Source organism: Pseudomonas sessilinigenes, assembly GCF_003850565.1.
Lineage (GTDB): Bacteria > Pseudomonadota > Gammaproteobacteria > Pseudomonadales > Pseudomonadaceae > Aquipseudomonas > Aquipseudomonas sessilinigenes.
In genome coordinates, this window is sequence record NZ_CP027706.1 from 1,711,026 (window position 1) to 1,723,404 (window position 12,379).

A 12,379-nucleotide genomic window follows, 5' to 3' on the forward strand; every position below is an offset into this window, starting at 1 on the left:
AACGATTCAGTGCCTTACGGGCCTTGCCTCTTGGCAAGGGTCATGCTTAGCTGACTAATAATTAGTTTTCCCTTTATTTTCAGCCTGATCATGAGTGTTTTATGCCGTTGACCGATGAACACCGTTTTGGCATGCAGCTGGCGCAGATGTCCCGCGGCTGGCGTGCTGAACTGGACCGCCGCCTGGCTGGCCTGGGCTTGTCCCAGGCTCGCTGGTTGGTGTTGCTGCACCTGGCCCGTTTCGAAGAGGCGCCGACCCAGCGTGAGCTGGCACAAAGCGTCGGTGTGGAAGGGCCGACCCTGGCTCGCCTGCTCGATAGCCTGGAAACCCAGGGCCTGGTCCAGCGCCAGTCGGTGGTGGAGGATCGCCGGGCGAAGAAGATCGTCCTTTGTCCCTCGGCTCGGCCCTTGATCGAGCAGATCGAAACCATCGCCACAGCCTTGCGCCACGAACTGTTCATTGGCGTCGATGAAGAAGACATGCGGGTTTGCATGCGCGTCCACGGACGTATCCTGGCCAATCTGGAAAAATCCTGAGGCTTGCCCGGGGTCTCCTGGCCCCGGTGCACCTCGTCTCCCTTACCCGATCCCGCCCAAGGCCCGCCGTGCCTCTGGGGCCTTCGTGCCTATCCGTCAAAAAGACTGGCCAAGGTTCAGCGACAGGGCCTTCTGGTTTTCGTCGTTGATGCCATAGCTGAAATTCAAAGGGCCCAGTGGGGTGTCGAAGCCGAGGAAAATACTCGCTGCATTGATGTAGCCGCTGTCGAAGGCATTGTCATTGTTCCAGGCCCGGCCTCGTTCCAGGGAGCCGCCCAGGTACAGCGGGAAGTCCAGTGGCAGGTAGGAGCGCGGGGTCAGGCGGCGGAAGTACACGGCACGGGCCAGGCTGATGTTTTGCCCGGACAGGGCGTCCTGGCGAAAGCCCGACAATTGCCGTGCCCCGCCAAGCAGGAAGCTGGATGTCACCACGTCGGCATTGTCCAGGGTCCGGCCATAGCGACCGCCGAGGATAAAGGTGTTGGGGCCGCTGCTCAGGGCCTTGTCCAGCTTGAATTCCCATTGCCGGTAGTGTTTGTCCGAACCCAGGCCAGGCTCGAACTGGCGCAGGGTCAGGTGGATGTCTTCACCCGAATGCGGGAAATAGACGTTATCCAGGGAGTCGAAGGAGTACTGCAACTGGTAGTAGCCTTCGTTGAAGCTCCTCTTGGGCAGGTTCTGGTCGCCGATGCGTACATCGGCATTGCCCCAGGCTTCGCCGACACCCAAGCGCACCTCGCCACTGTTGCCGATCTGACGACCCAGGTTGAGGCCCAGGCCGTAGCGTTCCACCCGGTATTCGGCGATCGGGTCGTTGTCCAGGGTCGCCTCGACATTCTGCGACTCGACACCGACGAAGGGGGCGATGAAGTAGCGCGATCCTGCGTCCAGTGGCTGGTAGAACTCGCTGTACAGCTCTTGTTTGTCACCGATCTGTGCCCGTGTCAGCCATTCAGCACCCAGGCTGTTGATGCCGTTCATGCGATAACTGGCGCCGATATTGAAGGCGCTGTCGCCGCGCATGTCATCGGACAGGCTCAACCCCAACTGCAGGTAGTCGGTGCCGCTGCGTTTGCCTCGGGCGCTGATCACCAGGGTGTTGTCCTGGCCTTTGTGGATCACCCGGTATTGCACCTGCTCGAAGAAATCCAGGCCATACAAGGTGCCCATGTCGGTTTCCAGGCGTCCCAGGTCCAGGGGCTCGCCGATGTGCTGGCGGATGTAGTAGAGGATCACGTCATCAGCGACCTTGGAGTCGTTCTCCACCTTGATCTGGCTGATGATCGGCGTGCGCTGGCTGGGCTGGCGCGCCGCGTTGAGTTGCGCATCCTGGGGATTGGCCGGGCGCAGCCTGGCCAGGCGCGTATCGAGGATCCGGGCGGCCCGGTAGCCGGCGTCGATCATTTCCTGGGCGCGGCCGAAGTCGGTGACGCCGAACCCCGACAACGCTGGCTGGACCAGTACATCGTCGTCATGCAACGCCGCCAGCTGTTCTTCCGAGTTGCGCCGGGTCATCAGCGTGATGGACTGGTTGAGCACATCGATAACGGTGTTCAACTGCTTGCGTGAGCGCAACGGTGTGCCGATATCCACCACGATGGCGATGTCCACGCCCATGTCCCGCGCGACATCCAGGGGAATGTTGTCGGTCATGCCACCGTCCACCAGGAGCCGGCCATCGATCTCCACTGGAGCGAACACGGCCGGAATCGACATGCTGGCACGGATCACCTGGGGCAAGTGGCCCTTGCGGAACACCACCTTCTCTCCGCTGGAGATATCGGTAGCCACCGCCCTGAATGGAATCGGCAGCTTGTCGAAGTCGCGGGTGTCGCTGGCGTGGGCGAGCTTGCTTTCCAGCAGCAGGGCCAGGTTCTGGCCCTGGATCACCCCCAGGGGCAGCCCCAGGCTGCCGTCGTCGCGGAAGCTGAGCTTTTGCTTGACCAGGAAATCCCGGTCATCCTGCTTGCGCCGGAAGGGCACGTCCTCCCGGGGCGGGGCGTCGGACAGGGCCTGTTTCCAGTCGATTTCCAGGGCCAGTTTCTCCAGCTCGTCGATCCTGTAGCCGGAAGCGTAGAGCCCGCCGATCACCGCGCCCATGCTGGTGCCGGCAATCGCATCGACACGGATGCCTTGCTCCTCCAGAGCCTTGAGCACCCCGATATGGGCCAGGCCGCGGGCGGCCCCGCCAGACAGCACCAGGCCCACTTTCGGGCGTTGCATTGACGCGGACTGGGCGAACAACGGCAGCAGGCAGAGCAGCAGGCAGGACAGCAGGCAGGACAGCAGGCGCAGCATCACGGATCTCGGGGCGGGTGATAAAGCCGGCTATTATAGCGACGCCCTCGAACTCAGGACCCCGTCGTACCATGACTGAACGTAAACCCGAAGTGGTCATCACCTATTGCACCCAATGCCAGTGGCTGCTTCGAGCAGCCTGGCTGGCCCAGGAATTGTTGAGCACCTTCAGTGACGACCTGGGCAGGGTTTCCCTGGAGCCCGCCACCGGCGGGACCTTCCGCATTCTCTGCGATGGGGTGCAGATCTGGGAGCGCAAGGCCGACGGCGGTTTTCCTGAAGCCAAGGTGCTCAAGCAGCGGGTGCGCGATTGCATCGACCCCGAGCGCGACCTGGGCCATAACGATCGTACTCAGTGAGAGCCCGATGCTGCCGGCGCCGCCTGGCCACCTGAGCCGGCGGACAAGCGACTCGAAACAACGATGGCGACAATGATCAGCGCGCCACCGAGCAGCATGCGCAGGGTCGGGGTCTCGCTGAATAGCAACCAGGCCACGGTAATCCCGTAGACCGGCTCCAGGGCGAATACCACGGCCGCCGTGCGGGCCTTGATCACTGCCAGGCTGGCCACGAACAGGCTATGGGCCAGGCCGGTGCAGAAGATCCCCAGCAGGCTGATCCACAGCCAGTCCATGGCTCGGACCTGGCCAAGCTCCGGCGCCGCCACCGGCAGCAGGCACAGGCCGACCACCAGGTTCTGGCACAACGCCGCCTGCACGGCAGGAACCCGCCCGGAGCTGGCGCGATTGTTCAGTGACAACAGGGCGAACAGCAGCCCCGAACCCATTGCCCAGAGCAGGCCCGAGGTCGCTTGGCTGGCCAGGTCGAAGTCCGGGGTGACCAGCACCAGCCCGATGCTGACCAGGGCCACCAGCAGCACTTCGTTGAAACGGATCCGCTCGCGGAAGATCAGGCCTTCGAGAATCACGGTGAAGGCCGGGAAGCTGGCAAATCCCAGCGTGGCGATGGCCACCCCGGCGACCTTGACCGCAATGAAGAAGCTCACCCAATGGCCGGCCAGCAGCAGGCCGCTGAGCAGCAGGCGCTGGTAGTCGCCAGTGCTGAGTTTTTGCCAGGGAGTCTGGCTGGCCAGGCGGGCGAAGAAGGCCAGGGCGAGTACGGCAAAGGCCGCGCGACCGAAGACAATGACTGCCGGCGAAGCCACGGCGAGTTTGCCGAGCACTCCGGTCAGGCCGAACATCAGTGCGCCGATATGCAGGGCGCCAAGGGCGGTGCGAGGAGTCATTTTTTTCCTTGAACACTGGTCGGGCCGGATTGGCCCTGGACGACAACGAGATCAGTCTACGGTGGACCCGATGGCGTCGTCTGTCGTGATCCTGGCGTGTTTTGTCGTGGAACTCGCGTGGGCCCCCTGCCTGAGCTGGCGTGGCGAGTGGCCGAACTCGCGCAGTATCGCTGCACCAAAGGCGCTCTGGGAGCTGTAGCCCACGCGGCTGGCGATTTCGCCAATGGGCAGCGTTGAGCCGCGCAAGAGTTCCAGGGCCATCTGCAGGCGTCGTTGACGCACATAGTCCATGGGGCTGCGTCCGCATTCGGCGATGAAGCGTGCATGCAGACGGGCACCTGACAGGCCGGCGATCCGAGCCAGGTCCGCCACCTGCAGCGGGTAGGCGGCGTGGCGGTCGATATGCGCGTTCAAGGCAGAGTAGGGCAGGCGGCGCTGGCCTGGCAGGCCGTCGCCAGCCTGGTTGAGGCTGGCCAACAGCAGCACTGCGCCTTGCTGGGCGATCAGCGGATCGTCCACCGGGCAGTCCGCCAGCCAGTTGACCAGGCGGCTCTGGTTCGGCGCCAGGACTCGGCGTTGGGCGTTATCCAGCAAGCGGCGGCTAGCTTGCGCATGTTCCCCCAGGTGTTGCCCAACCCATTGTTCTCCGGGGATGTCCAGCACCAGGCAACGGCTGCCTCCCGGGCTGCCACAGACGTGTCGGGCTCCAGCCGGTACCACCACGAAGCTCTGTTGCTGCACCAGGCTGCCGTGGCCTTCGACTTCGAAATCAAGCTGGCCCGAGAGGCCGAACACCAGCTGCGCATGCTCGTGGCTGTGGGCGATCAGATCGTGGCTGTAGTGGCGCAGGGTGAGGATAGATCCCATCGCGGTCTCCTTGGCAGATCGGCAGTCTACACCGGCCATCGGCTGTTTCGCCTTGTCATCGCACTGCCGTATATCTGTCATGGGCTATTAATCGCTGGGGAGCAAGCTCGCAAAAAATCCCGGAGAGCGTCCATGTCCCATGCCGAACTCGCCAAGCCCAGCCGCAAGCAGCGGGTGCGGACCCTATGGATTTCAGATGTGCACCTGGGCACCCGGGATTGCCAGGCCGAGCATCTGGCACGGTTTCTCAAGAGCTATCACGCGGATCGTATCTACCTGGTGGGCGACATCATCGATGGTTGGAAAATGCGCGGCGGCATGTATTGGCCCCAGGCCCATACCAATGTGATCCGGCGTTTGCTGACCATGAGCAAGCGCGGTACCGAGGTGATCTACGTCACCGGCAACCACGATGAATTCCTGCGGCGTTACTCCAAACTGATCCTGGGCAACATCCAGCTGGTGGACGAGGCGGTGCATGTCACCGCAGACGGGCGTCACCTGCTGGTGATACACGGCGACCAGTTCGACGTCATCACTCGTTATCACCGTTGGCTGGCCTTTCTGGGGGATTCGGCCTATGAATTCACCCTGACCCTGAACCGCTGGCTCAATCATTGGCGGGCACGCTATGGCTACGGCTACTGGTCGCTGTCGGCCTACCTCAAGCACAAGGTGAAGACCGCGGTGAGCTTCATCAGCGACTTCGAGGAAGCCATCGCCCACGAGTGCATCAAGCGTGAGTTGCATGGCGTGGTCTGCGGGCATATCCATCATGCCGAGATCCGCAAGGTCGGTGAGGTGGAGTACCTCAACTGCGGGGATTGGGTAGAGTCCTGTACCGCCTTGATCGAGCACTGGGACGGTACCATCGAACTCTATCGCCTGGCCGAAGCCCAGGCCCGCGAGGCCCAGCTCAAGGCCGAGCGGACGAAGCTCGCAGAGCCGGCCTGAACGCCAGTTCAGCGCAGCGAACCGCCGCAGTCCCCCTTCGGCGGTTGCCCGGTTCGGTTAGAACGGCACCTTGCCGAGGATCATGTCGCGGTACATGACGAAGTCGCCCAGCAGGCTGTACAGCGGGTGCTGGAAGGTCGCGGGACGGTTTTTCTCGAAGAAAAAGTGCCCGACCCAGGCAAAGCCATAGCCGGCTATCGGCAGGGCCAGCAGCATCGGCCAGGCGCCTTTGCCAATGCTGAAGGCGAGCAGGAAGATCACCAGGCTGGTGCCAATGAAGTGCAAGCGACGGCAGGTACTGTTGCTATGCTCGCTTAGATAATAGGGATAGAACTCGGCGAAGCTGTGGAACTGGCGGACGTTTTCCATGGCTGCGGTCTCTGTGCTTGTTGTTATGCCGGCGGGCGTTCCATGAGGAGTCTATTGGAGTCTAGAGTTCCTGGTGGCGCGGGCCAGTGACAATAGGCGCCACTTTAGTATCCTTGGGAAATCGTTTTTTTACCTGCTACTCATCATATAAGAGCTCCGCCATGAGCGAACGAACGACTTCTGCGAGCTGGGCCTTGGGAATAGTCAAAGCCCTGGAAATGGACGGCCTGGATTGTCGTGTCTTGTTCAAGCAGTTGGGGCTCGACTATGAGGCCCTGGAAGACCCGGATGCACGCTTTACCCAGGACTCGATGACTCGGCTATGGCAGCGGGCGGTAGAGCTGTCCGGCAACCCCGCGATCGGCCTGAACATGGGCAAGGTGGTGCGCCCGGCGTCTTTTCATGTGGCTGGTTATGCCTTGATGTCGAGCCGGACCCTGGCCGAGGGGTTCGAGCGGCTGGTGCGTTATCAGCGGATAATCGCCGAAAGCGCCGATCTGAGTTTCCGGCTCCTGCCTGAGGGCTATGCGCTGATCCTTACCGTCCATGGCGACCACCTGCCACCGACCCGGCAAAGCTGCGAGGCTTCCCTGGCCTGTGCCCTGGCCCTGTGTGGCTGGCTGACAGGGCGCGCCTTGCAACCTCGCCAGGTGCTGTTGCAAGGCGAGCAGCCGGAGAACGTCCAGCCCTACAAGGACATGTTCCATGCCCCGCTGGTATTTGCCGCGCCCTTCGATGCGCTGATTTTCGAGCGGGCCGACATGGAAGCACCGTTGCCCACTGCCAACGAGGCCATGGCCCTGTTGCACGATCGGTTCGCCGGTGAATACCTGGCCCGCTTCTCTGAAAGCCGCGTGACCCACAAGGCGCGGCAGGTGCTATGCCGACTGCTGCCCCAGGGGGAACCCAAGCGTGAGCGAGTGGCGCAGACGCTGCACTTGTCCCAGCGCACCCTGCAACGTCGCTTGCAGGAGGAGGGCACCAGTTTCCAGGCGCTGCTTGACGACACTCGCCGGGAGCTGGCCGAGCAGTACCTGGCGCAGCCGAACATGACCCTGCTGGAGATCGCCTACCTGCTGGGGTTCGCCGATCCGAGCAATTTCTTCCGGGCTTTCCGCCGCTGGTTCGATGTCACGCCCGGCGAGTACCGGGCGCGATTGGCGCAGCTGCCGGTCTCGATCAATGACGCCAGAACGCCGGAATACACAACACGAACACCGTGATGATCTCCAGCCGGCCCAGGAGCATGCCCAGGGACAGGATCCACTTGGCGGCATCCGGCAGGGTGGAGAAATTGCCCGCCGGGCCGATGGTTTCGCCAAGGCCCGGGCCCACGCCGGATACGGTGCTGGCGGCACCGGTCAGGGCGGTCATCCAGTCCAGGCCCAGCAGCGACAGGGCCAGGGCGATCATGCAGATGGTAATGGCGAAGAAGAACGAGAAGGTCAGGATCGAACGGACGATTTCCTCGTCCAGGCGATGACCGTTGTACTTCTGCTTGATCACCGCCCGTGGGTGGATCAACTGGTTGAGGTTGGCCTTGAGCAGGATGTAGGCCACCTGGAAGCGGAAAATCTTGATCCCGCCGGCGGTGGAGCCCGAGCAGCCACCGACGAAGCCCAGGTAGAAGAACAGCATCAGCGAGAAGTTGCCCCACAGGCTGTAGTCACCCAGGGCAAAGCCGGTGGTGGTGACCACCGAGGTCACGTTCAGTGCCACGTGGCGCAGGGCATCGAGCCAATGCAGGTTGGTGGTCCACCAGTACCAGGTGCCGAGGACCAGCCAGGTCACCAGGAGCATGCCCAGCAAACCCTGGACTTGCTGGTCCTTGATCAGCGCCCGGCGATTGCCACGCAAAGTGGCCACGTACAGGGTGAAGGGCAGGCTGCCGAGGATCATCACCAGCACGGCCACCCAGTGCACCGCCGGTTGCTTCCAGTGCGCCAGGGACTCGTCGGAGGTCGAGAAACCACCTGTGGAAATGGCCGACATGGCGTGATTGATGGCGTCGAATACGCTCATCCCGGCCCACCAGAAAGCCAGGCTGCCAACGATGGTGATGCCGACATAGGTGGCGACGATCAACCGGGCCACCATGTGCGAGCGCGGCATGACCTTTTCCGAGCGATCCGAGGACTCAGTCTGGAACAGTCGCATGCCACCGATGCGCAGCAGCGGCAGGATCGCCACCGCCATGCCGATGAAGCCGATGCCACCGAGCCAGTGCAGCAGCGAGCGCCAGATCAGGATGCCCGGGGACATGTCGTCCAGCCCGCTGAGCACGGTGGAGCCGGTGGCAGTGATGCCCGACATGCTCTCGAAGAACGAGTCGGTGTAGCTGATGTGCTGGGTCAGCAGGAACGGCAGGGCGGCGAAGATACACACCACCACCCAACTGGACACGGTCAGCAGGTACATGTCCCGGGGGCGCAGGTGAACATGCTCGGGGCGCCCGGGAATCACCAGGGCCAGGCCGGCGATGAAGGTGATCATGCTGGCCCAGAGGAACGACGGCAGGTCGCCGGTTCGTTCGAAGATCACCAGCGTTGCCATCGGCACGACCATGGCGATGGCCAGGGTGATGAGGAAGATGCCGATAATGAAACCAATGATCCTGAGGGTCGGCAACGCCATGTGTTCGGCTCGGGCTGGAGGGGAAAGGCGCTCATTCTACCTGCGGGGCAGGGCATGTAAACCGGCACCCTGCCGGCAGATCCCGCTAGAATAGCCAGACATTTTTCTAGGAGGTGGCCGATGGAGGCTCTCGACGCTTTGCTCAACCGTGTTTCCGTGCCGCGCCTGGTGGAGCCCGCGCCTTCGGCGCAGCAGCGCGAAGCCTTGTTCGCCGCTGCCCTGCGTGCGCCCGATCATGGCCAACTGCGGCCCTGGCGTTTTCTGACCGTCGAGGGTGAAGCTCGCGATCGCTTGGGCGAGCTGTTGGTCGAGGCGGTGCAGTTGCAGGGGGGCGAAGTGACCCAGGCGGCGCTGGACAAGGCCCGGGCCATGCCGTTGCGTGCGCCGCTGGTGGTCGTGGTGGTTGCCCGTCTGCAGGAGCACTTCAAGGTGCCTCGGTCCGAGCAGTTGCTGGCGGCTGGCTGCGCCGCCCATGGCATTCTCCTGGCGGCCTATGCCCAGGGGGTCGGTGCAGTGTGGCGCACCGGCGAGCTGTCCTACTCGCCCCATGTGGCCAAGGGCCTGGGCCTGGCCAAGAATGAAGAGATCATCGCTTTCCTGTATCTGGGCACCCCGTTGAACGAGCCCCGGATCGCTCCGAAAGTCGATACCAGCGAGTTCGTCAGCGCCTGGACCGCCAAGGCCTGACCAGCACCTCTCGATGGCCTTGCGGGCAAGCCCGTTGTTGCCGGAAGCGGCGACAACGGCTTGCCCGCATCAGGTTCAGGGCTGCGCCAGTGCGCCAGGCACGAGGGGGAGTTCCAGGGTAGCGATGAAGCCCCCCGTGGGGTGATTGTCCAGGCTCAGACTGCCACCATGGCGTTCTACCGCCCGGCGCGCGATGGCCAGCCCCAGGCCATGCCCGGCGGCGCTTTGTCCCGGGGCGCGGAAGAACGGCTCGCCCAACTGGCCCAGGTATTCCACGGGTGCACCAGGACCATGGTCGCGCACGCTGATCAGGATTCGTTCGCCCAGGCGCTGGGCCTGGACCTCGATCGGTTGCCCGGCGGGATTGAAGCGCTGGGCATTGCGCAGCAGGTTGTCCAGGGCTCGTTCGAGCAGGGTGGGCCAGCCACGTATCTGCAACTGGGGCTGGGCATCGATCTGTACCTCCTGCTCGGAGCAGGCCAGCTGGGCGTCTTTCTGCAAGGCCAGGAGCAGGGCATTGAGGTCCACCTCCTCGGCACTGGCGTTGTCGGCATCGACTCGGGCCAGGACCAGGATCTCACTGATCAGGGCCTCCAGGCGGTCGCACTCGCGGGTCAGCCGCGGCCAGAGCTGTTCCCGCTCCTGGGGGGCGGCCCGTTCCGCCAGCGCCAGGGCGATACGCAGGCGTGCCAGGGGCGAGCGCAGTTCATGGGACACGTCGTGCAGCAGTTGGCGCTGGCTGCCGATCAGCCCTTGCAGGCGCGAACCCATGCGGTTGAAGTCCCGGGCCAGCACGCCAAACTCGTCGCGGCGGTTGGCCAGGCGCGCCAGGCTGTTCTGCTGGTAGGTGGTCTGGCCCAGGTCGTGCACCGCGCCGCGCAAGCGGCTCAAGGGACGGGTGATGGATAGCGTCACCAGCAGGCTGAACAGGGTCAGTACCACCAGGGCGATGGCCAGGGCGCTAAGGGGCCAGGTCAGGCTGTCGCGGTGCCAGGCGTTCAGCTCCGGGTGAGGAATGCGGTAGATGAACAGGTAGGTGTCGTCGGTTCGCGGGCTGGTGTATTCCGCGGTCAGGCGGCGCCAGGGCAGGCGCCGGTCATCGTTGTTCTGGCGTGCCTCGAAGGCGGCCGCGCGACGCGGGAAGGTGCCGCGCACCACCGGGTCGCCACTTTCGTTGAGTACCTGGACATCGATGTGATACTGGCGCTTGCGTTGCTGGAGGATTTCCTGGGCGGCGTCCTCGCCTTGCTCCTCATAGGTTTGCGTCCATTGCTCGGCGAGGGTGTTGAGGCCCGGATGACGACTGAGAATCCAGGCATCCTGGTTAAGCATATGGCCCAGCAGGATCGACAACCCGGCCACCAGGGCGATAGCCAGCCAGAAGCTGGCCAGGACACGCCAGAACAATGAGCGCACGCAAACTCCTTGAATGCAAGAAGCCCAGTGGCAGGGGCCACTGGGCTGGGTAGGACGCTAGCGCATTATTGCGCCTTTTGCGGTTGTTGCGCTTGCCAGGCCTTGAACTGGGCCCATTCGGCGCGCCGTTCTTCCTGCTTCTTGACGATGGCGTCGAACTGTTTCTGCTGTTCAGGCTTGAGCAGGGCACGGATATCGGCCTGGGTCTTCTGGTGCTTGGCAGCCAACTCGTCCTTCATGGCCTTCTGGTCGGCCGGGGAGAGTTTCTCCAGGTACTTCTCCACGAGCGCCTTGCGTTCGTGCATTTGCTCGCCCATCAGCTTGCCGATCTGCTGGCGCTGCTCGCGGCTCAGGTCCAATTGGCTCCAGGGGCCTTTGCCGCGCATGTGCTCGCTGTGCCAGGGGCCGTTCATCGGGCCCATCGCAGCGCTGCCTTCAGGCGCGGCCATGGCCAGGGTCGGCAGGGCGGCGGCGAACATCAGGGCGATCAGGGTCTTGCGCATGGTGTGTCTCCTTGTCTCATTCCCGGTCAGTTCCGGATGAGTTCAGGTTACGCACCTCAAGGTCAGCGGCAGTCAGTGGAGAGTAAAGCTTGGGTAAAGACGCAGAACCAACAGCCTGACAAAACCTGCACGCAGGATGTGCAAGGCTGGTTGTTCACGCCGGCGCGCGCTCCACCGGGGGCAAGTGCTACAGGCTGTAGTAGTAGCCGCGGCTGCGCAGGGCCACGATCCTCGGACGGCCATCCGGGTAGGGGCCGATCTTCTTGCGCAGGTTGCTGACGTGCATGTCCAGGCTGCGGTCATACAGGGTCAGCTTGCGGCCCAGGGCGATCTGCGCCAGTTCCTGCTTGTCCAGGGGCTCACCCGGTTGCTTGAGCAATGCCTCGAGCAGGCGGCTTTCGGAGACCGTGAGGCTGATGTCCTGGTCGTCGAGGGTGACCACGCCGCGCACGGGGCTGAAGCACAGGTCGCCCAGTTCCATCTGGCTGGATGCCGCCACGGGATGGCTGCGGCGCAGCACGGCACGCAGGCGTGCGGTCAGTTCCCGAGGGTCGCAGGGCTTGGCCAGGTAATCGTCGGCGCCCAGCTCCAGGCCGAGGATGCGGTCCAGCGGTTCGCCACGGGCCGAGAGCATCAGCACCGGCAGGTCCGGATGGTCGTTGCGCAGTTGCTTGAGCAGTTCCAGGCCGCTGCCGTCGGGCAGCATCACATCCAGTACCACTGCCGCAGGAGCTGCCTCGGCCAGCGCCTTGCGGGCGCTCAGGCCGTCATGGCAGGCGCGGACCACAAAGCCTTCCTGGGCCAGCCAACTGCCCAGGAGCTCACATAGTTCCTGGTCGTCATCAATCAGTAACAGGTCGCTCATGAAT

At 63.5% G+C, this 12,379-nt stretch carries 13 protein-coding genes; 5 read left to right on the forward strand and 8 right to left on the reverse strand.

What is annotated here, in order from left to right:
- The first annotated feature begins 101 nt into the window (after positions 1-101).
- Complete coding sequence (locus tag C4K39_RS08070; RefSeq protein WP_068585911.1) at positions 102-536, forward strand: MarR family transcriptional regulator; 435 nt, start codon at positions 102-104, stop codon at positions 534-536.
- A gap of 96 nt (positions 537-632) precedes the next feature.
- Here the strand turns inward: C4K39_RS08070 and C4K39_RS08075 are convergent, their stop codons facing one another.
- Positions 633-2,822, reverse strand: a complete 2,190-nt coding sequence (locus C4K39_RS08075) for a patatin-like phospholipase family protein (RefSeq protein ID WP_124348324.1) — start codon at positions 2,820-2,822, stop codon at positions 633-635.
- A gap of 83 nt (positions 2,823-2,905) precedes the next feature.
- On the opposite strand from C4K39_RS08075, the gene C4K39_RS08080 reads away from it, so the two are divergent.
- Complete coding sequence (locus C4K39_RS08080; protein ID WP_068585905.1) at positions 2,906-3,193, forward strand: Rdx family protein; 288 nt, start codon at positions 2,906-2,908, stop codon at positions 3,191-3,193.
- On the opposite strand, the gene C4K39_RS08085 is transcribed toward C4K39_RS08080, so the two are convergent.
- Positions 3,187-4,080: a DMT family transporter gene (locus tag C4K39_RS08085; RefSeq protein WP_068585902.1), complete on the reverse strand. Its 894-nt coding sequence runs from the start codon at positions 4,078-4,080 to the stop codon at positions 3,187-3,189. The genes C4K39_RS08080 and C4K39_RS08085 overlap by 7 nt on opposite strands.
- Positions 4,081-4,131: 51 nt before the next feature.
- Positions 4,132-4,947, reverse strand: a complete 816-nt coding sequence (locus C4K39_RS08090; RefSeq protein WP_124346076.1) for an AraC family transcriptional regulator — start codon at positions 4,945-4,947, stop codon at positions 4,132-4,134.
- A gap of 132 nt (positions 4,948-5,079) precedes the next feature.
- Here C4K39_RS08090 and C4K39_RS08095 point away from each other — a divergent pair, with 132 nt between their 5' ends.
- Positions 5,080-5,901 (forward strand): UDP-2,3-diacylglucosamine diphosphatase, encoded by an 822-nt coding sequence (locus tag C4K39_RS08095; RefSeq protein ID WP_068585895.1) that lies wholly within the window; start codon positions 5,080-5,082, stop codon positions 5,899-5,901.
- A 57-nt stretch (positions 5,902-5,958) separates the two neighbouring features.
- Here C4K39_RS08095 and C4K39_RS08100 read toward each other — a convergent pair whose 3' ends face one another.
- Positions 5,959-6,270 carry an Mpo1-like protein gene (locus C4K39_RS08100; protein ID WP_068585892.1) on the reverse strand — a complete coding sequence of 104 codons (312 nt, stop codon included), beginning with the start codon at positions 6,268-6,270 and terminating at the stop codon, positions 5,959-5,961.
- 161 nt (positions 6,271-6,431) lie between these two features.
- Between C4K39_RS08100 and C4K39_RS08105 the strand changes: the two genes are divergently transcribed.
- The gene (locus C4K39_RS08105) at positions 6,432-7,493 is read left to right on the forward strand and encodes an AraC family transcriptional regulator (protein WP_068585889.1); all 1,062 of its coding nucleotides are present in this window, start codon (positions 6,432-6,434) and stop codon (positions 7,491-7,493) included.
- On the opposite strand, the gene C4K39_RS08110 is transcribed toward C4K39_RS08105, so the two are convergent.
- Entirely contained in the window at positions 7,450-8,904 is a 1,455-nt protein-coding gene (locus tag C4K39_RS08110; RefSeq protein ID WP_068585886.1) for a TrkH family potassium uptake protein, read from the reverse strand. The genes C4K39_RS08105 and C4K39_RS08110 overlap by 44 nt on opposite strands.
- 120 nt (positions 8,905-9,024) lie before the next feature.
- Between C4K39_RS08110 and C4K39_RS08115 the strand changes: the two genes are divergently transcribed.
- On the forward strand, positions 9,025-9,591 hold the full coding sequence (locus C4K39_RS08115; RefSeq protein WP_124346077.1) for an NAD(P)H nitroreductase: 567 nt from the start codon (positions 9,025-9,027) through the stop codon (positions 9,589-9,591).
- A 75-nt stretch (positions 9,592-9,666) separates the two neighbouring features.
- Here the strand turns inward: C4K39_RS08115 and C4K39_RS08120 are convergent, their stop codons facing one another.
- The 3 genes from C4K39_RS08120 to C4K39_RS08130 all read right to left on the reverse strand — a co-directional run bounded on the left by C4K39_RS08120 (position 9,667) and on the right by C4K39_RS08130 (position 12,375).
- On the reverse strand, positions 9,667-11,007 hold the full coding sequence (locus C4K39_RS08120) for a sensor histidine kinase (protein ID WP_124346078.1): 1,341 nt from the start codon (positions 11,005-11,007) through the stop codon (positions 9,667-9,669).
- A gap of 65 nt (positions 11,008-11,072) precedes the next feature.
- Positions 11,073-11,510, reverse strand: coding sequence for an LTXXQ domain protein (locus tag C4K39_RS08125; protein WP_068585876.1), 438 nt, complete (start codon positions 11,508-11,510; stop codon positions 11,073-11,075).
- A 187-nt stretch (positions 11,511-11,697) separates the two neighbouring features.
- Positions 11,698-12,375: a response regulator transcription factor gene (locus C4K39_RS08130; protein ID WP_124346079.1), complete on the reverse strand. Its 678-nt coding sequence runs from the start codon at positions 12,373-12,375 to the stop codon at positions 11,698-11,700.
- Between the last annotated feature and the right edge of the window lie 4 nt (positions 12,376-12,379).

What these genes read in the sequence shown, in the direction of transcription:
- C4K39_RS08070 (WP_068585911.1), top strand. Translation starts at nt 102, where the DNA reads ATGCCGTTGACCGATGAACACCGTTTTGGCATGCAGCTGGCGCAGATG.
- C4K39_RS08080 (WP_068585905.1), top strand. Translation starts at nt 2,906, where the DNA reads ATGACTGAACGTAAACCCGAAGTGGTCATCACCTATTGCACCCAATGC.
- C4K39_RS08085 (WP_068585902.1), bottom strand. Translation starts at nt 4,080, where the DNA reads ATGACTCCTCGCACCGCCCTTGGCGCCCTGCATATCGGCGCACTGATG.
- C4K39_RS08090 (WP_124346076.1), bottom strand. Translation starts at nt 4,947, where the DNA reads ATGGGATCTATCCTCACCCTGCGCCACTACAGCCACGATCTGATCGCC.
- C4K39_RS08095 (WP_068585895.1), top strand. Translation starts at nt 5,080, where the DNA reads ATGTCCCATGCCGAACTCGCCAAGCCCAGCCGCAAGCAGCGGGTGCGG.
- C4K39_RS08100 (WP_068585892.1), bottom strand. Translation starts at nt 6,270, where the DNA reads ATGGAAAACGTCCGCCAGTTCCACAGCTTCGCCGAGTTCTATCCCTAT.
- C4K39_RS08105 (WP_068585889.1), top strand. Translation starts at nt 6,432, where the DNA reads ATGAGCGAACGAACGACTTCTGCGAGCTGGGCCTTGGGAATAGTCAAA.
- C4K39_RS08110 (WP_068585886.1), bottom strand. Translation starts at nt 8,904, where the DNA reads ATGGCGTTGCCGACCCTCAGGATCATTGGTTTCATTATCGGCATCTTC.
- C4K39_RS08115 (WP_124346077.1), top strand. Translation starts at nt 9,025, where the DNA reads ATGGAGGCTCTCGACGCTTTGCTCAACCGTGTTTCCGTGCCGCGCCTG.
- C4K39_RS08125 (WP_068585876.1), bottom strand. Translation starts at nt 11,510, where the DNA reads ATGCGCAAGACCCTGATCGCCCTGATGTTCGCCGCCGCCCTGCCGACC.
- C4K39_RS08130 (WP_124346079.1), bottom strand. Translation starts at nt 12,375, where the DNA reads ATGAGCGACCTGTTACTGATTGATGACGACCAGGAACTATGTGAGCTC.